This is a genomic window from Streptomyces sp. NPDC029122, from assembly GCF_055569445.1.
In genome coordinates, this window is sequence record NZ_JBVHWK010000005.1 from 308,357 (window position 1) to 328,924 (window position 20,568).

At 74.0% G+C, this 20,568-nt stretch carries 20 protein-coding genes; 12 read left to right on the forward strand and 8 right to left on the reverse strand.

Annotation, left to right across the window (positions count from 1 at the left end; translation table 11 throughout):
- Positions 1–241 precede the first annotated feature (241 nt).
- Entirely contained in the window at positions 242–1,228 is a 987-nt protein-coding gene (locus ACZ4WZ_RS09525) for a hypothetical protein (protein ID WP_467887322.1), read from the forward strand.
- Positions 1,229–1,344: 116 nt separating this feature from the next.
- On the forward strand, positions 1,345–2,877 hold the full coding sequence (locus ACZ4WZ_RS09530) for an amino acid permease (protein WP_467887325.1): 1,533 nt from the start codon (positions 1,345–1,347) through the stop codon (positions 2,875–2,877).
- Between the two features lie 39 nt (positions 2,878–2,916).
- Here ACZ4WZ_RS09530 and ACZ4WZ_RS09535 read toward each other — a convergent pair whose 3' ends face one another.
- Entirely contained in the window at positions 2,917–4,206 is a 1,290-nt protein-coding gene (locus ACZ4WZ_RS09535) for an NAD(P)/FAD-dependent oxidoreductase (protein ID WP_467887328.1), read from the reverse strand.
- Between the two features lie 200 nt (positions 4,207–4,406).
- Here ACZ4WZ_RS09535 and ACZ4WZ_RS09540 point away from each other — a divergent pair, with 200 nt between their 5' ends.
- On the forward strand, positions 4,407–5,399 hold the full coding sequence (locus tag ACZ4WZ_RS09540) for an alpha/beta hydrolase (RefSeq protein WP_467887406.1): 993 nt from the start codon (positions 4,407–4,409) through the stop codon (positions 5,397–5,399).
- Between the two features lie 188 nt (positions 5,400–5,587).
- On the opposite strand, the gene ACZ4WZ_RS09545 is transcribed toward ACZ4WZ_RS09540, so the two are convergent.
- The gene (locus ACZ4WZ_RS09545) at positions 5,588–5,917 is read right to left on the reverse strand and encodes a metal-sensitive transcriptional regulator (RefSeq protein WP_467887331.1); all 330 of its coding nucleotides are present in this window, start codon (positions 5,915–5,917) and stop codon (positions 5,588–5,590) included.
- An 80-nt stretch (positions 5,918–5,997) separates the two neighbouring features.
- Positions 5,998–6,966: a hypothetical protein gene (locus tag ACZ4WZ_RS09550; RefSeq protein ID WP_467887334.1), complete on the reverse strand. Its 969-nt coding sequence runs from the start codon at positions 6,964–6,966 to the stop codon at positions 5,998–6,000.
- A gap of 192 nt (positions 6,967–7,158) precedes the next feature.
- Between ACZ4WZ_RS09550 and ACZ4WZ_RS09555 the strand changes: the two genes are divergently transcribed.
- The 8 genes from ACZ4WZ_RS09555 to ACZ4WZ_RS09590 all read left to right on the forward strand — a co-directional run bounded on the left by ACZ4WZ_RS09555 (position 7,159) and on the right by ACZ4WZ_RS09590 (position 14,831).
- Positions 7,159–7,446 (forward strand): cation transporter, encoded by a 288-nt coding sequence (locus ACZ4WZ_RS09555; protein ID WP_388945164.1) that lies wholly within the window; start codon positions 7,159–7,161, stop codon positions 7,444–7,446.
- Between the two features lie 90 nt (positions 7,447–7,536).
- Positions 7,537–9,795, forward strand: coding sequence for a heavy metal translocating P-type ATPase (locus tag ACZ4WZ_RS09560; protein WP_467887338.1), 2,259 nt, complete (start codon positions 7,537–7,539; stop codon positions 9,793–9,795).
- Between the two features lie 159 nt (positions 9,796–9,954).
- Complete coding sequence (locus ACZ4WZ_RS09565; protein ID WP_467887341.1) at positions 9,955–10,344, forward strand: BlaI/MecI/CopY family transcriptional regulator; 390 nt, start codon at positions 9,955–9,957, stop codon at positions 10,342–10,344.
- Positions 10,341–11,249 carry a M56 family metallopeptidase gene (locus ACZ4WZ_RS09570; RefSeq protein ID WP_467887344.1) on the forward strand — a complete coding sequence of 303 codons (909 nt, stop codon included), beginning with the start codon at positions 10,341–10,343 and terminating at the stop codon, positions 11,247–11,249. The genes ACZ4WZ_RS09565 and ACZ4WZ_RS09570 overlap by 4 nt, the downstream gene beginning before the upstream one ends.
- A 172-nt stretch (positions 11,250–11,421) precedes the next feature.
- A complete protein-coding gene (locus tag ACZ4WZ_RS09575; RefSeq protein ID WP_467887347.1) occupies positions 11,422–11,901 on the forward strand; it encodes a GNAT family N-acetyltransferase in 480 nt (159 codons plus the stop codon).
- A gap of 171 nt (positions 11,902–12,072) precedes the next feature.
- Complete coding sequence (locus ACZ4WZ_RS09580; protein WP_467887350.1) at positions 12,073–12,984, forward strand: class I SAM-dependent methyltransferase; 912 nt, start codon at positions 12,073–12,075, stop codon at positions 12,982–12,984.
- 132 nt (positions 12,985–13,116) lie between these two features.
- Complete coding sequence (locus tag ACZ4WZ_RS09585; protein ID WP_467887352.1) at positions 13,117–13,557, forward strand: Fur family transcriptional regulator; 441 nt, start codon at positions 13,117–13,119, stop codon at positions 13,555–13,557.
- 221 nt (positions 13,558–13,778) lie between these two features.
- Positions 13,779–14,831, forward strand: coding sequence for a helix-turn-helix transcriptional regulator (locus ACZ4WZ_RS09590; RefSeq protein ID WP_467887354.1), 1,053 nt, complete (start codon positions 13,779–13,781; stop codon positions 14,829–14,831).
- 182 nt (positions 14,832–15,013) lie between these two features.
- Here the strand turns inward: ACZ4WZ_RS09590 and ACZ4WZ_RS09595 are convergent, their stop codons facing one another.
- The 3 genes from ACZ4WZ_RS09595 to ACZ4WZ_RS09605 all read right to left on the reverse strand — a co-directional run bounded on the left by ACZ4WZ_RS09595 (position 15,014) and on the right by ACZ4WZ_RS09605 (position 18,417).
- Positions 15,014–15,139, reverse strand: a complete 126-nt coding sequence (locus ACZ4WZ_RS09595; RefSeq protein ID WP_467887357.1) for a hypothetical protein — start codon at positions 15,137–15,139, stop codon at positions 15,014–15,016.
- 170 nt (positions 15,140–15,309) lie between these two features.
- Positions 15,310–16,626, reverse strand: a complete 1,317-nt coding sequence (gene mshA, locus ACZ4WZ_RS09600; RefSeq protein WP_467887409.1) for a D-inositol-3-phosphate glycosyltransferase — start codon at positions 16,624–16,626, stop codon at positions 15,310–15,312.
- A gap of 216 nt (positions 16,627–16,842) precedes the next feature.
- Positions 16,843–18,417 carry a class I tRNA ligase family protein gene (locus tag ACZ4WZ_RS09605; protein ID WP_467887360.1) on the reverse strand — a complete coding sequence of 525 codons (1,575 nt, stop codon included), beginning with the start codon at positions 18,415–18,417 and terminating at the stop codon, positions 16,843–16,845.
- Between the two features lie 334 nt (positions 18,418–18,751).
- Between ACZ4WZ_RS09605 and ACZ4WZ_RS09610 the strand changes: the two genes are divergently transcribed.
- Positions 18,752–19,495 (forward strand): PIG-L deacetylase family protein, encoded by a 744-nt coding sequence (locus ACZ4WZ_RS09610; protein ID WP_388945192.1) that lies wholly within the window; start codon positions 18,752–18,754, stop codon positions 19,493–19,495.
- A gap of 78 nt (positions 19,496–19,573) precedes the next feature.
- On the opposite strand, the gene ACZ4WZ_RS09615 is transcribed toward ACZ4WZ_RS09610, so the two are convergent.
- Both ACZ4WZ_RS09615 and ACZ4WZ_RS09620 read right to left on the reverse strand, forming a co-directional pair.
- Positions 19,574–20,266 (reverse strand): maleylpyruvate isomerase family mycothiol-dependent enzyme, encoded by a 693-nt coding sequence (locus ACZ4WZ_RS09615; RefSeq protein ID WP_467887362.1) that lies wholly within the window; start codon positions 20,264–20,266, stop codon positions 19,574–19,576.
- A 5-nt stretch (positions 20,267–20,271) separates the two neighbouring features.
- Positions 20,272–20,568 (reverse strand): adenosylhomocysteinase (locus ACZ4WZ_RS09620; RefSeq protein ID WP_467887365.1); only part of this gene is annotated, 297 nt, incomplete at its 5' end.

A 20,568-nucleotide genomic window follows, 5' to 3' on the forward strand; every position in this document is an offset into this window, starting at 1 on the left:
GCCGTACCGCTCTATAGTGATCGCCGGTCAACGGGCGGTAACCGCGCCGCCCGTGGCTCTACGGCGGGGGTTCGCCGGGCAGTTCGCGCATGGTTCACGCATCCCTGGTGCTGGCCCGGCCGCAGTGCGGCCACCGGACGCCGGACGGACCCGACCCGTCCCTCCAGGCGATCCGAGGACCGATGACCACGATGACCGCAGTACGAGCCGGCTCCGGCCGCACGTCGCCCGGGGCGAGGTGATGGCCGGCGGCGATTTCCGGCCCGTCTACCACCCCGCCGGCCTCGACGACGACCTCCGCGCCGCCGTGCAGGACCTGCGCACCGGCCGCTGGCTGTCCATGGCGCGGCTGCTGGAACGTACGGACGGCTGGGGCCTGTGGACCCAGCGCACCCAGGTCCTCGCCGCGGTCGCGGCCGGCTCCGACGTGGTCCAGGCCTGGAGGGCCGAGCAGCCCACCAGCGTCGCCGCGACCGTGATGCACACCCGGGTCGCCGTCGAACGCGCCGTCCGCGCCCACCGCGCGGGCCACCCCCGCACGCACGAGCTGTGGCAGGAGGCCTGGCAGGCCTGCCGGACCGCCACCGGTATCAGCCCCGCCGACCCGGTGCCCTGGGTCTGCCTGCTCGCCCTGGCCCTCCTCGACGAAGACCGCCGGATGGACGAGCACCGGCTGCCGCCGCCCGGCCCGATGCTGCCCCCCGGGCCTTGGGGCATCCTCGCGCAGGCCGACGAGCGGGACCCGTACAACCGCGAGGCGTACCACCGGATGCTCCAGTTCATGTACGCGGGCCCGGCCGGACCGCGGCCGCACTCCGAGGCCGTCAACTTCGCCCGCTGGGCGGTGGGCACGGCTCCGCCGGGGTCCGCCGTCCACCTCCTGCCGCTCTACGTCCACGTCGAGCGCTACCGCCGTGAGGGCGGGCAGGAGCGGGCCCTCGACCTGCACTGGCTCACGGACGACTCCATCCGCGACGCCGTCCACGCCCTGGAGGCCTGGTTCCCGTACGCCGACCCGGCGCACGCCTCCCCGCTCGACCTGAACCATCTCGCCCACGCCCTGTGGGGAGCCCACCAGTTCGACGGGGCGGCCCGGGTCTTCGAGGCGATGGGCGGGTACTGGACCACCTTGCCGTGGGCCCGGCGGACCCGCGACCCGGCCGACCCGGCGCTGGCCGAGGAGGTGTTCCTGCGCGCCAGGTCCCGGAGCCTGGCCGGCCGGGACTGACCCTCCCCCGGCCCTCCTCCCGCCCACGTTCCGCGGCACCGGCTCCCCCGCCACCGCCCCCGCCGCTCCCGCTCTCCACCCCGTCCCCCCTGCTCCACCACTTCGGAGGTACCGCCATGTCGCGCACCACGCCGGCAGCCCGCCCGGACCACAAGCTGCCACCCCGCCAGGACGAGGAGGAGCGGCTCAGAGAGCTCGGCTACCAGCCCGTCCTGGCCCGCCGGATGGGCGGCTTCGGCAACTTCGCCATCAGCTTCTCGGTCATATCCGTGCTGTCCGGCTGCATGACCCTGTACGGCTTCGGCCTGGGCACCGGCGGCCCGGCCGTGATGCTGTGGGGCTGGGCCGGCGTCGGGCTCTTCGTCCTCTGCGTGGGCCTCGCCCTGGCCGAGGTGACCAGCGCCTACCCCACCTCCGGGGCGCTCTACTACATGGCCGACCGGCTCGGCGGACGCCGCTGGGGCTGGTACACGGGCTGGCTCAACCTGCTCGGCCTCCTCGGCGCCATCGCCGGCATCGACTACGGCGCCGCCCTGTTCACCGGGGCCTTCCTGAACCTCCAGTTCGGCTTCGTGCCCACCCCGGGCTCGACCTTCCTGATCTTCCTGGCGATCCTGCTGCTGCACGCCGTGCTCAACCTCTTCGGCGTCCGCCTCGTCAGCGTGCTCAACTCGATCAGCGTCTGGTGGCACCTGGCCGGCGTCGCCGCGATCGTCGGCGCCCTGGCCCTGGTCCCGGACCACCACCAGTCGGCCTCGTTCGTCTTCACCGAGTTCGTCAACGACACCGGCTGGGCCAACCCGTTCTACGTGGCGGCCATCGGCCTCCTGCTCGCGCAGTACACCTTCTCCGGCTACGACGCCTCCGCGCACCTCTCGGAGGAGACCTCGAACGCCTCCGTCTCCGCGGCCAAGGGAATCGTCCGGGCCATCTGGGTCTCCTGGCTCGCCGGGTTCGCGCTGCTCGCGGGCCTGACCTTCGCCATCCAGGACTACGCCGCCGTCCAGGGCACCGCCACCGGTGTCCCGCCCGCCCAGATCTTCCTCGACGCCCTCGGTTCCGGCGGCGCCACCGCCCTGCTGCTCGTCGTCATCGTCGCGCAGCTGTTCTGCGGCAACGCCGAAGTCGCCGCCGCGAGCCGGATGGTCTTCGCCTTCAGCCGTGACAACGCGCTCCCCGGCTCCTCCCTGTGGCGCAGGGTCAGCAGCCGCAGCCAGACCCCGGTCCCGGCCGTCTGGCTCTCCGTCGCCGCCGCCGGCGTCCTCGCGCTGCCCTCCCTCTACTCGGCCACCGCGTACGGGGCCGTGACCGCCATCAACGTCATCGGCATCACCCCGGCCTACGCCATCCCGGTCTACCTGCGGCTGCGCGCCGGCAAGCGGTTCCGGCCCGGCCCGTGGAACCTGGGCCGCTGGAGCAAGCCGGTCGGCTGGATCGCGGTCGTCTGGGTGGGCCTGGTCACCGTCCTGTTCTGCCTGCCGCAGAAGTCCCCGGTGACCGTCGACTCGATGAACTACGCGGTGATCGCCCTGGTGGTCGTACTGGCCCTCGCCAGTGTGTGGTGGTACGCCGCCCGGCGCTCGTACGGGACCCCGGCCCCCTACGGCAACGCCCGCGAACAGGCGGACATCGCGGAGGACATCGTCTGATCCGGTGTCCTCCGTCCGCCGGGCGGCGGCGTGGGTGCCTCAGCGGGTGTCCGCCCGCCCTCCGGGGGAACGGCGCGGCGCACCCGCCCCGCGGTAGCGGAGGTTGACGGCCGACGCCCTGGCCAGTGCCACGGGGTTCAGGAAGCGCAGCGGACCGATCAGGCGGGATGCGAACAGGTGCATGTGCCGCGCCATCGCCTCGTCGCGCGCCGCCGCCGCGAACATGAGCCGCTCCCCCGGATTGAACGGGCGGGCCCTGGCGTAGTCGACGGCCAGGGACTGGTGGCCGCGCAGCCGGCGCCGGTGGGTGCGGGCGTACCGCGCGAGCGCCCGGTCGAGGTCGCCCCGGCCGGCCGCGGCGGGGGCGACGGCCGCGGCCAGCCAGGCGGCGGACTGCAGGGCCCAACCGCACCCCACTCCCCACAGCGGATCGCCGGTCAGGGCGGCGTCGCCGACGAGCGCGATGCCGGGTGCGGTCGGCTCGCGCGTGACGAGCGGGTAGTCGACCGTGCCGATGATCTTGCTGATGCGCTCGGCGGAGTCGACGGGCGGCGCATCGGGCAGGGCCCGCACGAAGGAGAGGAAGCTGCCCTCCAGGTCTTCGCGGAAGGCCGGCAGCCGCTTCTTGCCGGGGAGCACGGCGAGGACCGTCACCCCGTCGTCGTTGGGGAACGCGTACGCCATGTCGGGCTCCAGGAACCAGGCCTGGCCGATCCCGCCGTGCAGCGGCAGGTCGCGGAAGTGCGCGAGGTAGCCGAACCGCCCGTTCTCGTACCGCCGGGTGGGCACCTCGGCGGACTTCGCCACGGCCGAGTCCTTGCCGTCGGCGCCGACGACGAGCCGGGCCCGGATCTCCCGCTCGCCCCCGGGGGTCCTGACCCGCGCTCCCACGGTCCGCCCGGCCTCCCGGACCAGCCCGGCCACCTGGTGGCCGAGCAGCAGATCGACGCCCGGGGTCCGCGCGGCACGGGACCGGATCAGCGGGTCGAGGGTGCTGCGCCGGATGTTGTACGCGTACGGCAGCGCGGGACCGGCGGGCGCGGCCCTCGGCTCGATCCACCCCCAGCGGGTGTACCAGCGGGCCTCGTTGCGGACGGCCCCGGCCTTCTCGAGCGCGGGCAGGAGGCCGAGTTCGTCCAGCACCGGGTAGGCGTTGGCCGTGATGGAGTGGGTGCACAGCACCTTGTACGCCTCGGGGTCCGAGCGGCGTTCCAGCAGTGCGACGCGGACACCGCGCCGGGCGAGCAGGATCGCCGCGGCGCTGCCGGCGAGGCCGGCTCCGCTGATGACGACGTCGTAGTCGTCTCCCGCGCTCTCAGGCTTGGTCATGCGCTGATCGCCCCCTTCGGGGTGTGGTGCGGCCATGGGAGTGACGCGGCGCCAATGCTGTCAGGAGCATGGTCAATTCAGCAGGGGTGCCCGCCGCCCGTCACCGGTCATGTGATTGGCTGGGCCGCATGGGTTCCCGGGGAGAGCGGACAGGCCGCCCCGAGGACGGCGCGGCGGGGGCCGACGGGCCGCGGGCGCCGATGCCGGTGCCGCCCTTCGATCCCGAACTGCGGGCCGTGCTCGGGGACATGGGTGCGCGCGTGCGGGAGCCGGTCACGCCGGGCAACCTCGCCGCGTGGCAGGCCCGGGACGCCGCGTCCCGGCCCCGGCCGACGCTCGAAGCGCTGCGCGACGGCGGGCGGTTCGAGGTGGCGGAGCTGTCCGTGCCGGGCCCCGGGGGCGCTCCGGAGGTCACGCTGGTGAGCGCGCGGCCGGCCGGTGCGGGCGGGACGCTGCCACTGCTGTACTACATGCACGGCGGCGGGATGATCTCGGGCAACGCCCGGTCCGTACTGCCGCGGATCCTGCGCGAGTGGGCGCTCCCGCTGCGGCTGGCCGTCGTCTCCGTCGAGTACCGGCTGGCGCCCCGGGCGCGCTACCCCGAGCCGCTGGAGGACTGCTACGCCGGGCTCGCGTGGGCCGTCGCGCACGCGGACGAGCTGGGCGTCGATCCGGACCGCGTCGTCATCGGCGGCAAGAGCGCGGGCGGCGGGCTCGCCGCGGCCCTGGCCCTGCTGGCCCGCGACCGGGGCGGCCCGAGCGTCCTGGGGCAGCTGCTGCTGAGCCCGATGCTCGACGACCGCGGCGCCACCTTCTCCGGCCGGCAGATGAGCGGGGCCGGGGTATGGGACCCGGTCTCCAACGCGACCGCCTGGCAGTCGCTGCTGGGCGAGCGGCACGGCGCCGCGGACCTGCCCCCGTACGCGGCCCCCGCGCGCGCCACGGACCTCTCGGGGCTCCCGGCGGCCTATGTCGAGGTCGGTTCCGCCGAGATCTTCCGCGACGAGGACGTGGCGTACGCGAACGCGCTCTGGCGGGCGGGCGGACGGGCGGAACTGCACGTGTGGCCCGGCGCCTGCCACGGCTTCGACGGCCTGGCCCCGCACGCCGCCCTCACCCTCGACGCCCGCGAGGCCCGCACCCGCTGGCTGCGCCGCCTGCTCGCACGGCCCGCCGGCCCCAGGAGGACTTAGGCCGTCTCTTCCGGATCTTGCTCCCCCAGCTACCGCTGGGAGGTGCCCCCACACCCGCGCCGCCCGGTACCGCACCTCGCCGCGTTGTCGCGGCACCCGAGGACGTCCAGTAATCGGGAGCCGCTCCGCCTTGCGATGCACGGCACCGGACGACGCGGGCTTAACCGGCAAGATCCGAAAGAGACGACCTAGGCGCGGACCATGCGGGCGACGGCCCGGGAGGCTTCCTCGACCTTCTCGCGCGCCTTGTCACCGCCCTCGGCGACCGCGTCGGCGACGCAGGAGTGCAGGTGGTCCTCCAGCATGGTGAGGGCGAAGGACTGCAGGGCCTTGGTGGCGGCGCCGACCTGGGTGAGCACGTCGATGCAGTACGTCCCCTCCTCCACCATGCGCTGGAGGCCGCGCACCTGGCCCTCGATGCGGCGCAGCCGCTTGAGGACGTCGTCCTTGTGCGCGCTGTAGGCGGGGGCGGTGGCGGTGCCACCGGGGTGTGCGGGATGTGCGGTGTAAGCGGGCACGGCGATCGATCCCTTCCCGTTCGTTCGTCCCTCTCGTCGCGGACCTTGCCAGACCCCCCGGGGGGTATGCGGTATGCCTCTCAGTGGGAGTGGCTACCCGGCTCCTCCGGCGCCGCCGGGGGCGCGGCCGGGGCTGCCGCCGGGGCCGCGCCGCCGCCCGCGTTGACCGTGAAGGCCGCCGTGCGCACCGTGCCCTGGTGCTGGAAGTCCAGGAAGAGCCGGTACGTGCCCGCGCTGGGGGCGGTGGCGGTGAAGGAGACGTCCGGGCCGGGGCCGCCCTCGTTGGGGTGGACGTGCAGGTAGGCGAGGTCTCCGTCGCGCAGGGCGACCAGGTGGCCGTAAGCGCCCAGGTAGGGCTCGAGGTCGGTGACGGGCTTGCCGTCCTTGCTGACGGTGAGCCTGAGTTCGCCCGGCTTGCCGGGGTCGAGGGTTCCGCCCAGGGCCACCCGGTAGCCGTCCACCTCCGCCGCGTTCACGGCCGGCGGCATCGGTTCCGGCGCGTACGCCCCGGGGACGAGGAGGTCCGCGCCGAGGGTGACGTTCTTCGCGCCGGGCGCGGCGGGCGCGAAGTCGGCGAACGCCTTGTACGCGCCGGCCGCGGGCAGGTCGACCGGCGCCGACCAGGTCCCGTCCGCGGCGCGCACGGGGTGCAGGTGGCGGTAGACCGTGAGGTCGCGCGAGGCCACGATGAAGTGCAGCTCCTTGCCGTGCTCGGTCTTGTACGAGGTGACCTTGCGGCCCTCCCTGTCCTTGACCGAGAACCGCAGCTCGCCCTGGCCCGCCGCGATCCGGGGGGTGTCCAGGCTGAGCGAGTACCCGCCCTCGGAGACCTGGAGCCCGCCGGCCGCGGGACCCGCTGCCGCCGCCCCGTCGTGGGCCCCGTGTCCGGTGGACCCCTCCGGGCCCTCGGGGGTCCGCGCCGCGTGACCGCCGTGTTCCGGCTTGGCCGGCGCGCCCACGGGGCCCACGCCCGCGCCGACGCCGTAGGCGGTGCCGAAGGTCGCCGCCAGCGCGGCGGCGAAAACGGTGATCTTCACTCCGGTGTTCATTGGCCGATCTCCCCTACGACGTACGTACCACTGCCGCATCCAGCGGTTTCATAGACTTCACGATACCCCCCAGGGGTATCAAGTCAAGCCGGGACAACACTTGCGATGGATACCTCCGGGGGGTATATCTGGAGTCAGGCGGGTACCCCCGGCGGGTACCGGCACGACTGAGGTCCGATCAAGGAGAAACACATGTCTTCCTGCTGCACCCCCGAAGGCAGCTGCGGTACGAACGCCGGCGGTACCACCGCCGTGGCCGTGGCCGAAGCCACCGCCACCGTGTACCGCGTGTCCGGCATGTCCTGCGGACACTGCCGGACCGCCATCACCGCGTCCGTCGGTGCGCTCGACGGGGTCCTCTCCGTCGACGTGGACGTCGACGGCGGCGTGGTGACCGTGACCACCACCGGCGAGCCCGACGACGCCGCGATCACCGCGGCGGTGGACGACGCCGGCTACGAGCTGACCGGCCGCGCCTGACACCCGGCCCGTCCCACACGCCCGGCCGCCGGGGCCCGTCCGTCCACGGGCCCCGGCCCCCACCCCGCGCTCGAACGAGGAGCAGCACTCATGACCACCATCACTCCCGGCGCCGCCCAGGTCGAGCTCGCCATCGGCGGCATGACCTGCGCCTCGTGCGCGGCACGCATCGAGAAGAAGCTCAACCGCATGGACGGCGTCGAGGCCACCGTCAACTACGCCACCGAGAAGGCCAAGGTCACCTTCGACGCCGACATCTCCGTCGCGGACCTGATCGCCACCGTCGAGGCCACCGGCTACACCGCGCAGGAGCCGGCGCCGCCGAGCACGGGCGGCGCGCCGGGCGCCGGGACGGAGCAGGAGGAGCACGACGGGCTCGGTCCGCTGCGCCAGCGGCTCGTCACCGCCGTCTCCCTCGCCGTGCCCGTGATCGCGATGGCCATGGTCCCGGCCCTCCAGATCGACTACTGGCAGTGGCTCTCGCTGACCCTGACCGCGCCCGTCGTCACGTACGCGGCCTGGCCCTTCCACCGCGCCGCCTGGACGAACGCCAAGCACGGCGCGGCCACCATGGACACCCTGATCTCGGTCGGCACGATCGCCGCGTTCCTGTGGTCGCTGTGGGCGCTGTTCTTCGGCACGGCCGGCACCCCCGGCATGACCCACGCCTTCGAGTTCACCATCGCCCGCACCGACGGCGCGGGGAACATCTACCTGGAGGCGGCCGCCGGCGTCACCGCCTTCATCCTGGCCGGCCGGTACTTCGAGGCCAAGTCCAAGCGCAAGGCCGGCGCCGCCCTCAAGGCGCTGCTGGAACTGGGCGCCAAGGAGGTCACGGTGGTGCGCGGCGGCCGCGAGGTCACCGTGCCGACCGCCGAACTCCAGCCCGGGGACCGCTTCCTGGTCCGCCCCGGCGAGAAGATCGCCACCGACGGCACCGTCGTCGAGGGCTCCTCCGCCGTCGACGCCTCCATGCTCACCGGCGAATCCGTGCCCGTCGAGGTCTCCGTCGGCGACTCCGTCACCGGCGCCACCCTCAACGCGGGCGGCCGCCTCGTCGTCGAGGCCACCCGGGTCGGCTCCGACACCCAGCTCGCCCGGATGGCCAGGCTGGTCGAGGACGCCCAGAACGGCAAGGCCGCCGCCCAGCGGCTCGCCGACAAGATCTCCGCGGTGTTCGTCCCCGTCGTCATCGGACTGGCCCTGGCCACCCTCGGGTTCTGGCTCGGCACCGGGTCGGGCCTCGCGTCCGCCTTCACCGCGGCGGTCGCCGTCCTCATCATCGCCTGCCCCTGCGCCCTGGGCCTGGCCACTCCCACCGCCCTCATGGTCGGCACCGGCCGCGGCGCCCAGCTCGGCATCCTGATCAAGGGCCCGGAGGTCCTGGAGAGCACCCGCAAGGTCGACACCATCGTCCTGGACAAGACCGGCACCGTCACCACCGGCCGGATGACCCTGCTCCACGTGCACACCGCCGAGGGCACCGACGAGACCGAGGTGCTGCGCCTCGCCGGAGCGCTGGAGCACGCCTCCGAGCACCCCATCGCGCAGGCGGTCGCCGCCGGCGCCACCGCGAGGGTCGGCGCCCTCCCCGCCCCCGAGGACTTCGCCAACATCCCCGGCCTCGGCGTGCAGGGCGTCGTCGACGGCCACGCCGTGCTCGTCGGCCGCGGCAAGCTGCTCGCCGAGTGGGCGATGGAGCTGCCCCCGCACCTGGAGCGCGCCAAGTCCGAGGCGGAGGCCTCCGGCCGTACCGCGATCGCGGTGGCCTGGGACGGTGAGGCCCGCGCGGTCCTGGAGGTCGCGGACGCGGTCAAGGACACCAGCGCCGAGGCCATCCGCCGGCTGCGCGCCCTCGGCCTCACCCCGATCCTGCTGACGGGCGACAACGAGGCCGTCGCCGAGTCCGTCGCCGCCGAGGTCGGCATCGACGAGGTCATCGCCGAGGTCATGCCGCAGGACAAGGTCGACGTCGTCAAGCGGCTGCAGTCCGAGGGCCGCAGCGTCGCGATGGTCGGCGACGGCGTCAACGACGCGGCCGCCCTCGCCCAGGCCGACCTGGGCCTGGCCATGGGCACCGGCACCGACGCGGCCATCGAGGCCGGCGACCTGACCCTCGTACGCGGCGACCTGCGGGCCGCGGCGGACGCCATCCGGCTCGCCCGCAGGACGCTCGGCACCATCCGCTCGAACCTGTTCTGGGCCTTCGCCTACAACGTGGCCGCCCTGCCGCTCGCCGCGGCCGGACTGCTCAACCCGATGATCGCCGGTGCGGCCATGGCCTTCTCCTCGGTCTTCGTCGTCGGCAACAGCCTGCGTCTGCGCGGCTTCCGGGCCTCCGCCGGCTGAGCGGCCCCCGCGCCCGCCGCCCCTCCACCCGTACGGTCCGGTGGAGGGGCGGCGGGCGTCGCGGCGGGCGGCCCGGCGCACGTGTACCGGGCCGGGGTATGACCCGGGCGAGGTGACGGGCCGTACGATGAGCCGCTCGCGAGGGGGAGGGCCGAGAGGATGCGCGTACGCCGGCTGGGAGAGCTGGAGGCCGAGATCATGGACCGGGTGTGGCAGTGGGAACGCCCCGCCTCGGTCCGCGAGATCGTCGACGACATAAACCGGCGGCGCAAGGTCGCCTACACCACGGTGATGACCGTGGCCGACATCCTGTACCGCAAGGGCTGGCTGACCCGCGAGAAATCGGGCCGCGCCTGGATGTACGAGGCGGTCCGCAGCCGCGAGGAGTACACCGCGGCGCTGATGCAGGACGCGCTCGGCGACAGCCAGGACCGCAGGGCCGCCCTGCTGCGGTTCGTGGAGCGCATGTCCCACGAGGACGTGGAGGCCCTGGACGAGGCCCTGCGCGCCGCCCGCCCCGACCGTCCGGCCGAGGGGGGCGACCGGTGAACCACCACGTCCTGCCGCCCCTCGGACTCGCCCTGATCACCGGCCTGGTGATCCCGTGGCTGCTGGTGCGCGCCCGCTGGGCGCAGCAGGTGCCCCGGATGGGGCTGGCCGCCTGGATCGTGTGCGGTGCCGTCTTCGCCCTGTCATCGGCCATCGTGCCGGCGCAGTTACTGCTCCCGCCGGAGACGAGCCACCGGCTCATCGACGCGGTCATGACCCTGGCCCCGCCCTCCGGCGCCCGGCTGGCGGCGGCGACCGGGCGGGAGGCCCTCGCCGCGGCGGCGTCGCTGGCGGTGCTGACGGTACCGGTCACCGGTTTCGTACGGGAACTCGTGCGGGCGCGCCGGGCCCGCGGCCGGCACGCCGAACTGCTGCGCCTCGTCGGCCGGTACGACGCCGGGCTGGGGGCGACCGTACTGGAGGACGCGCGCCCGGCGGTGTACTGCCTGCCCGGGCGCTCGCGGCGGGTGGTGGTGTCCTCGGGGGCCCTGGAGGTCCTGACGGAACAGGAGCTGGCCGCCGCGCTCGCGCATGAGCGGGCCCACATCGGCGGCCGCCACCACCTGCTGGTCGCGGCGGCGGGCGCGTACAGCGCGGTCTTCCGCCGGCTGCCGCTGGCCCGGATCGGCGGGCGGACCGTGCCGCTGCTGCTGGAGATGGCGGCCGACGACCGGGCGCTGCGCGGCTGTTCCAGCGACGCGCTGGCCACGGCGCTGTACGCGCTGGCCTCGGGGCGGGCGCCCCGCAGGGCGTTCGCGGCGGGCGGGCCCTCGGCGGCGGTGCGGATGCGGCGCATCCTGGGGCCGCGCCGGGCGGGTCGCCCGGTGCTGCGCGGGGTGCTGGCGGTGGCCGCGGCGGTGTCGACGGTCGTTCCGCTGATGATCGCGTGCTGTTGGACCTCCTGATAGCGGATCGTCCCCTTCCCCTCCTCTCGCTCCCGTCTCGCCGCCCGACTCCGCCAACCCGGCTATTTACTAAGCCAATTCGTAGATTTCCCGCCGCGCCCCGCCACTCGAATTGCCCGCTATTCTGAGCGCGTGCGGGCGCAGGACCGGTACGGCGAGAGGTGCGGGAAGAATGCTGCTGGCTGAGGTGCGGACGGCAGCGCCCGGTGACGCGACGGCGATTTCCCGGCTCCTCGCCGAAGCGATTCGCGACGGCTACGGCGAGGTCCTCGGGGAAATCCGGGTGGGCCGCCTGGTGTCGGATCATTGCGCTCTCCCCCGCATAAGAGCGGAAATTGAAATTCCAGGCGGAGCTCCCGCCTGGCTCGGCTGGCTGGTCGCGTCCGACACCGACGGAACCGTCGTGGGGGCGGTCTCGGGCGGTGTGCCGGTCGCCGCCGAGGGGGAGATCTACGCCCTGTGCGTGACCCCGGACCGGCAGCGGCAGGGCGTCGGGACGGCGCTGCTGGAGGCCGCCACCGGCCGGATGCGGGCGCACGGGGCGACGTCCCAGCGGATCACCCTGCCCGTCGAACAGGCCCCGGCCCTCCCCTTCTTCGCCCACCACGGCTTCGCCGCGCTGACACCGGTCAGGCTCGGCCGCGCGCTCTGACGGCCGCCCGCCCTCCGGCGGGGTGTGGCAGATCCACGCCATCGCGTGTTCACGCAGCCCTCCGCTCTGGCCCCGGACCTCCTCCACGGGACAGGATTTCTCCAGCGGCGCGGTCCCGGCGGCACGGGAGCCCCGCCCGGACGGCTGGACCGAGCGACCCCTGGAGGAGCGATGCACACCCCGAGCGGCATTTCCCTGTCCGTCCCGCCGGTCGTGCCCGCCCCGTTCACACCGCTCCCGCCGTCCGCGCGCACGGCGGCCGGTGCCCCGGCGGCGCACGGGGCGAGCGCCGTACTGCGGCCCGCCGGCTTCCTGCCCGGCCTGGAGTCGGCCGCGCCCGCCGACGAGGAGGCGCTCTGGCTGCACGACGCGCTGCTGGGCCCGCACAGCGCGGACATCGTCCGCTACCTGAGCCTCGCGCGGAGCTGCGGCCGCGGCCCGGTCCTGGACCTGGGCTGCGGTGCGGGGCGGCTGGCGGTGCCCTTCGCCCGCCAGGGTTTCCGGGTGGAGGCCGTGGACCGGGACGCCGCCAGTCTGGAGCGGCTGCGGGCCTGGGGCCGGCGGATCGGGCCGCAGGTGTCGGGGGCGCTGGTCACCACCCGGGCGGATCTGGCGGAGCTGCGGCTGCGGGGCACGTACCGGCTGGCCCTGATGGCGGGGACGATGATCTCGGCCGTGCCGCCCCACGCCCGTCCGGGACTGCTGCGCGAGATCGCCGCGCACCTGGAGCCGGGCGGCGCGCTCGCCCTGGACTACACGGCCCACGGGCTGCGCGGGCTGTCGCAGGACCCCCGGCGCAGCTGGGCGTTCCAGGTCCCCCGGTTCGACGGGGTCGAGGAGTGGACGGTCGCCCGCCAGGTGTTCGACCTGGACGCGATGAGCGAGCACATCTCCTACCACTGCGTCCGCACGGGCCGGCTGAGCACCGAGCGGCTGGTCCTGACCACCCGGAAGTGGATCGTCGATCCGGAGCGCCTGGCCGCCGAACTGCACGGGGCGGGCCTGCGCGTGGAGCGCCGCAGCGCCCACCGCCTCGACGAGCGGACGGAGAGCGTCCTGCTGGTCTGCCGCGCCGACGGCTGACGCGGCGCGGGCCGGCGGCGGCGGTCGGGCCGTCAGCGCCGGCGGCTCCCGTCCCCGTTCCGCGAGGCCGGGCAAGAGGTACGATGCCCCCAAAGGTTTGAGTGGACCAGATCGCGGAGGGTGACGGGCGGGATGATGGCTGTCGTGGAGGGGCCGACGAGCCGCGAGGCGGTGATCCAGCGCCTCCGCGACGTGGGGCTGCGCGTCACCGGGCCGCGGCTCGAGGTGCTGCAAGTGCTGTCGTCGGGCGGCCACATGGACGTCGAGTCCATCACGGCCGCCGCCCGTGAGCGGCTCGGGACCCTGACCAGCCAGGCCGTCTACGAGATGCTGCGGCACTTCCTGGAGACCGGACTGGCGTCCAAGTTCGACCGCCCGGGCCTGCCCGCCGTCTTCGAGATCTCCGGCCCGCCCCACCAGCACGCGCTGTGCGTGCGCTGCGGCCGGGTGGAGAACGTCGGGGCCGAGGTGCCCGAGCCGGCCGGCGAGGCGATCGGCGCATGGCGGATGGCCGGCGCCGAGGTCACCTTCAAGGGGCTGTGCCCCGACTGCCTGGACGCTCCGCGGGACTGACCTCCGGCGCCCGCCGTCCGCCCGCGCGCATGGCGACGCGGGCGCCCGCCGGCCCGGCGCCACCCCGCTGGAGCCCCGGCCGGGCCGGCCTGAAGCACAGTCACACACCCCGGAGAGGCCATGTGACGCCCGTCACATCCCGTTCGGGGGAACAGGAGCCCCGCCATAGGTATGTGCCAAAGTGTGACTGTCGATTCGTAAGATGAGGGGGTCGCTTCGCGATGGCAACGGGCGACGGCAGGGACGGCATCCAGTCCGCCGACAGGGTGCTGGCCTTCTATCAGGAGCTGCGCCTGCGCGGGGTGTCCGACCCGAACGAGGTCTTCCAGGAGCTCGGGCTGACGCCCGAGGAGTACGAGAAGTGGCGCGCCGAGCTGACCTCCCTCGGCCTCGTCGTGCCGACCGGTACCACCCACGCCACCCGGGCCGACCTCCAGTCCGGCGCCTGGGAGCCCGGGCCGGACGCGGTCACCGTGGTCGACCCCGAGATCGCCCTGCTGCGGATGCTCCAGCGTGAACGCGAGCGGCTGCGCGAGCACCTGGACGAGTCCGACCGGGCGTACAGCGCGCTCGAGACCCTGGTCGGGAGGTTCCTGCGGCCCGGTTCGCTGAACGGTTCCGACGTGGAGGTCGAGATCCTCGACGACTACGGCCGGATCCAGCAGGTGCTGGAGGACATCACGGACGTCATCCGGCACGACCTGACGTCCATGCACGTGACGGCCCTGGTCCGGGAGGTCGCCGACCGGGTGCTGAGCCGTGACCGCCGCCAGATCGACAACGGGGTGCGGATCCGCGCCATCTACCACCAGCGCATCACCACCTCGCCGGAGGCGGTGGAGATGCTCCGCCGCCGGGTCGAGGCCGGGGTGGAGATCCGCCTGTCCCCCGCGGTCCCGATGAACATGATCATCGCGGACCAGCAGTTCGCCGTGCTGCCCGTGCACCCCGACGACCGGGCGGCCGGCGCGATCCTCGCCCGCGGTCCCGCCCTGGTCCGTTCCTATCTCGCGCTGTACGAGCACTGCTGGCACGCGGCCACCCCGTACGGCGACGACGTCGCGCCGGAACTGGGCGGCGACGGACTGTCCGAGCAGCAGCGGGCCGCACTGAAAATGCTCGCCTCGGGCATGAAGGACGAGAAGGTCGCCCGCACTCTCGGCGTGTCCCTGCGGACGGTGAGCCGCATGCTGTCAGAGCTGATGCAGGAAATGGGGGCGTCGAGCCGTTTCGAGGCCGGGGTACGCGCCCAGCGGCTCGGCTGGCTGGACTGATTTCACAGGCCATCGACCCGGTTCCACCGGTTCTTGACGGCTTTTCCGATCCACCCGGACGGTAAGTCGAAATACCGCCGAAATACTCCGCTCCCACGCAATGCGCCGCTGGAGGCGTAAAAAAGCCCCGCGACCGCCGAAGGCGGTCGTGGGGCTTCACCGGCGCTGACGGGGCGGGCCGTTCAGTCCCAGCCGTTGTCGTCGGAGTGGAACGACGAACGGCCGGCACCGGCCGCGGTACAGGACGGGCGGGCGGGGGCGGCGTGACGGGCGTTCCCGCGGATTCCGGTGGCGTGCGCAGCGGACATGATTTCCTCCAGGGAATGGGATATCGATTCCGTCTCCGCGGATCCGTGCCGCCGGCATTCCGTCGAAGACATCTCCATTCTCGTATGAATTCCACGACCGGGCCACGCGGCTGTAGCGCGTTTAGGGCGGATCTGGAGTTCATACAGATGTGACACCTGCACATCTTTGGTCAGCTCAAAAGAGCTGTTAGGGTGGCCGTCCGGCCTTCTCGACCCTCCAGGGGAGAGGCGTCGGCGAGGCAGGAGCGTGCCGCCGCTCCTGCCTCACTCGCCTCCGGGCCCCACCGCTCCTCGCGCAGCACGTCCCGGTAGACCTCCAGGGTCCGCGCGGCCGCCGCCCCCCAGCTCATGCTCCGGGCGTGACGCACCGCCGCGCGCCCCATCCCGGCGGCCTCCCCGGGATGTCGCGCGAACCAGCGCAGCCGCCGGGCGTACTCCACGGGATCGTTGCCGCGTACGAGCAACCCCGTCACCCGGTCCCGCACCGCGGTCGGCAGTCCCCCGACGGCCGAGGCCAGCACGGGGGTCCCGCACGCCTGCGCCTCCAGCGCGACCAGGCCGAAGGACTCGCTGCGCGAGGGCACCATCAGGACGTCCGCCGCCCGGTACCACTGGGCCAACTCGGCCTGAGGCACCGGCGGGAAGTGGCGCAGTACGTCCGACACCCCCAGCTCCCGCGCCAGTTCCCAGGCCTCGCCGCGCGGTCCGGCCCCCGAGTTCCCGCCCACCACCGGGACGACGGTCCGCCGGCGCAGCTCGGGGGCCTCCCGCAGCAGTTCGGCGATCGCCCGGACCATCACGTCCGGGCCCTTGAGGGGCTGGATGCGGCCCGCGTACAGGGGGATGAAGGCATCGGCCGGCAGCCCGAGGCGGGCCCGCGCCGAGGCCCGCCCCCGGCCGGGCCCGAAGGTCCGCAGGTCGACGCCCGGCCGGACGATCTCCGTGCGCCGTTCCTCGGCTCCGTACAGCTCCCGCAACGCCCGTGCCTCGTCACCGGTGTTGGCGATGAGGCGGTCGGCGGAGCCGACGACCTGGTGCTCGCCGCGGATCCGCAGCTCCGGTTCGGGGGTGTCACCGTCGGCGAGGGCCTCGTTCTTCACCCGGGCCAGCGTGTGCGCGGTGTGCACCAGCGGGATCCGCCAGCCGGCGGCGGCGATCCGGCCGGCCTGCCCGGAGAGCCAGTAGTGCGAGTGGACCAGGTCGTAGCGCCGCCGCTCCTTGAGCAGTGCCAGCGAGAACGGCACGACCAGGGCGGGCATGTCCTCCTTGGCGAGGGCCGCGCGCGGGCCGGCCTCCAGGTGGCGCACCCGCACGCCGGGGCCGAGCGCGTCCGGGGAGGGACGGGCCTCGCCCCGGCAGCGGGTGAACAGGTCGACTTCGATGCCCTGTTCGGCGAGGGCGCGGGAGAGCTGGACCATGTAGACGTTCATGCCGCCCGCGTCCCCGGTGCCGGGCTGGTGCAGCGGCGAGGTGTGGACACTGAGCATGGCGACGCGCAGGGACACGTGGAGCTCCTACGGGGAGGGGCCGCGTCCGGCTCCGCGCCGCGGGGCGACCGGCGCGCGGTCACGCGGCGGAGAAGGGATTCTGTCGTCTTGCTGTCGTGCGGGTGGTGCCGGTGGTGGTGCGCGTGGTGCGAGTCGCACATGGGGTGCGGCGTGTGGCACGCGTCGTGCGGGCCGTACGGGTGGTCCGCGCGCGGCCTAGAAGCCGAACACCGGGCCCGAGGGCGGGGCCAGCCGGGTCCCCGGTACGGGCGGGACGAGGGCCGCGGCCGAGACGGGGCCGCCGGGTGCCGCCTTGAGCGCGGCGGCCAGCCGGTCCGCCCCCTCCGGCATCACCGGCCGCGCCCACGCCGCGAGCGCGCGGGCCACGGCCAACTGCGCGGCCAGCACCGGCAGGTGGCGGCCGCCGGAGGCGGGGCGGTGCGTCTCGTGGGCGTTGACATGGCCGAAGTCGGCCACCGAGCGCACCATCTCGTCGAGCAGGGCGACCGCCCTGCGCGGGTCGAACGCCTCGGGCGAGTAGGCCTCGCGCAGGTCCTCCACCCCCCGCAGCAGCCGCCGCTCCAGTACCTCCCAGCCGGTACCGCCGGGCAGCGCCGCAGGCGCCAGCCCGGCGCACTCCTCGCGGACGGCGGCGAAGAGCCGGGCGAGCCAGTTGTTCCAGCTCTCGTCCAGCTCCCGGCGGGCCGCGGCGAGCCGGTCGGCGTGGAAGGCCGTGCGGCGGCCCAGCGGGCGGGCCTGGAGGACGTGCCGGCGCAGGGTGTCCGAGCCGTACTCGGTGATCAGGTCCAGCGCCCAGGCCTTCTGGCCGGAGCCCCAGACGAGGGCTTCGTCCTCGATGACGTACGCCTCGTTGACGCAGAAGTGCTGCGGCAGCTTCACGCCCCGGGCGAACAGCAGGACCGGCAGCAGCACCGCGTGGCAGAAGGCGTGGCCGAAACCGCAGAAGTGGACGGCCCGTTCGGGCAGCGGCCGCTCTCCGTGGCCGAAGAGGTGCATGGCCGCCGCCTCGAAGCAGCCGTCGATCCGGTGCTCGGGGAAGCCGTCGACGGGGACGGGCAGACCCCACTCGGCGGGGTGGGACACGGCGATGTCCGGCAGCCCGTCCTCGACGAGCGACTCGCACAGCGCGGCCAGCCTCGGCGGCATGCCGGTGCCGGCCCAGTACTCGGCGAGGGCCTCCCGGTGCGGCTCCAGCGGGACGTACAGGCGCCGGCAGCGCCGGGGCAGGGCCGGGGAGGCGCACTGGGCGCAGCGCGGCTCCAGCAGGTCGCCGCCGTCGTTGGGGCGGGCGCACTCGTGGCACATGCCGCCGTCGCTGACCGCCGCGCAGTGCGGGCAGGTGCCGGTGACGTGTGCTCCGTGGAGCCAGCGTCCGCAGGGTTCGCAGTACGGGGCCAGGCGGGTGCGGGCCGCGATGACCCCGTCCGCGTACAGCTGCCGGAAGAGGGCCGTCAGCCAGCTCCCGTAGCCCTTGTCCTGGCGGGGGCGCACGATGTGGTCGAACTCGACGCCCGAGCGCAGCCAGTCCGACGTGATCGCGGCGCGGTATCCCTCGGCGACCTCCTCCGGCTTGCGTCCCGCGCGGAGCGCGCGGACGTGGACGGAGCTGGCGTGGTCGGCGGTGCCCGTGGTGAACCGGACGGGTTCGCCCTCGGCCCTCAGGTAGCGGGCGAGCACGTCGGCGGCGACGTACGGTCCCGCGAGGTGGCCGACGTGCAGTTCGCCGTGGGTGGCCGGCGGGGTCGCGGTGATCCAGACGGGGGTGCTCATGGGACCTCCTTGACGCTGTGGTGCGAAGGACGCAGCGAGGCTCGGAACGGAAGAAAGCGGGGTGCCCAGCCAACACTGACAGAGAAACGAACCGTGCGGTCTGGTATGGGCTTGCGCATTCGCGCCGTTGCGTGGACACGCCAGCGGGGCCGCCGCCGACCGCCGGACCGCCCTCGGGGCGGCGACGTCCACCGGGGCGCCCGTGCCCCGTACCACCCCGGTCCACGGTCCGTACGGGGAAGCGGTCGCCCGTGCGTGGCGTAGAGGCGACATGTCGCGAGTACGCCAAAGGAGCCGCCTTGCGGCCCACGCCCATGCCCAACAGGCTGATCACATGGAACACTTCGCGACCGATCGCCCAGACCGCAGCGCCCCCGAATCCCTGCTGGTCGTGGCCGCGCACCCGGACGACATCGAGTTCTGCGTCAGCGGGACGGTCATGCGGTGGATCGCGCAGGGCACCTCACGGGTGACGTACTGCATCGTCACCGACGGCGGCGCGGGCGGATACGACGAGCAGCTCCCGCGCCAGGCGATGGGGGACCTGCGCCGTGCCGAACAGGTGCACTCGGCCAAGCGCAGCGGCGTCGACGACGTCCGCTTCCTCGGCTACCCCGACAGCTACGTCGAGGCGAGCGTGGAGCTTCGCCGCGACCTGTGCCGGGTGATCCGGCAGGTCCGCCCGCAGCGTGCGGTGATACCGAGCCCGGAGATCAACTGGGGCCGGGTCGCCGATCTCCACCCCGACCACCGGGCGGTGGGCGAGGCCGCCCTGCGGGCCGTCTACCCCGAGGCGCGCAATCCGTTCGCCCATCCCTCGCTCCTGAAGGAGGAGGGCCTGGAGCCGTGGATCGTGCCGGAGCTGTGGCTGATGACGGGGCCGACGCCCAACCAGTACGTCGACGTCACCCCCGTCTTCGACCGCAAGGTGGAGGCCCTGCGCATCCACACCTCGCAGACCGCGCACTTCGACGATCTGGCGGGGCTGCTGCGGGAGTGGCTGGGTGAGCACGCCCGGGCGGCGGGGCTTCCCGCCGGCCGGATGGCGGAGGCGTTCCAGGTCGTCACCATCGAGTGAACGCGCGGGCCCCGGATCCCGGCCGGGTCCCGTTCGCCGTGTGGGGCGGACGGGACCCGGCCGGTGTGCTGTCCGGAGTCACCGGTAGATGAGCAGTTCCGCCTCGGCCGCGCCCGCCAGTTCGTAGCGGGTCGCGACCAGGGGGCGGCCGGAGTAGAGGCGGATCAGCGTCGCCGCGTCCCCGCGGAAGCGGGCGGCGGGGCGGTCGGGCACCTCGTTGCCCAGGACCAGGGGCCCCTCGTGGCCGCCGAGGTGGGCGACCAGCCGGGGCGTCTCCCGCTTGCGGCTGGCGGTGCGCAGCAGGGGCAGCGCCAGCGGGAGGCTGTCGCCGGCGTACGCGCCGGGCTCCCCGAACGCCGCGCGGACGTCACCCGAGTGGATCCACTCCCCCAGGGCCACCGTGTCGAGCGTGCCGTCGCCCGCGGCGATGACCGGCCCGGCCTCGGTGAGGCCGCGTTCCAGCTCGTCCACGATCCGTGCCACGGGCCAGTCCCCGCGCTCGGCCACGTCCGCGGCGTTGGCGGCGGGCAGGAAGACCCCCTCCTCCAGGCGGCCCTCCACGATGCGGATCAGGGCGGCCGCGCAGTGGGCGAGGACGTCCCGGGCGGTCCAGCCCGGGCAGGCGGTGCGGAGCCCGTACGCGTCCTCGGGCGTACGGCGCAACAGGGGGACCAGCGCGTCCCGTTCCGTTCGCAGCAGCCGGTCCGGGAGCCAGGGGTCACGGGCCTCGGCGCCCGTGTCGGGGGTCTCCGGGGTGTCCAGGGCGTCCATGGCCGTCAGTAGCGGTAGTGGTCGGGCTTGTACGGGCCCTCGACCTTGACGCCGATGTACGCGGCCTGCTCCGGGCGCAGGGTGGTGAGCTTGACGCCCAGCGCGTCCAGGTGGAGACGGGCGACCTTCTCGTCCAGGTGCTTGGGCAGCACGTACACGTCGGTCGGGTACTCCGACGGCTTGGTGAACAGCTCGATCTGCGCCAGTGTCTGGTCCGCGAAGGAGTTCGACATCACGAACGACGGGTGACCGGTCGCGTTGCCCAGGTTCAGCAGACGCCCCTCCGACAGCACGATCAGGAC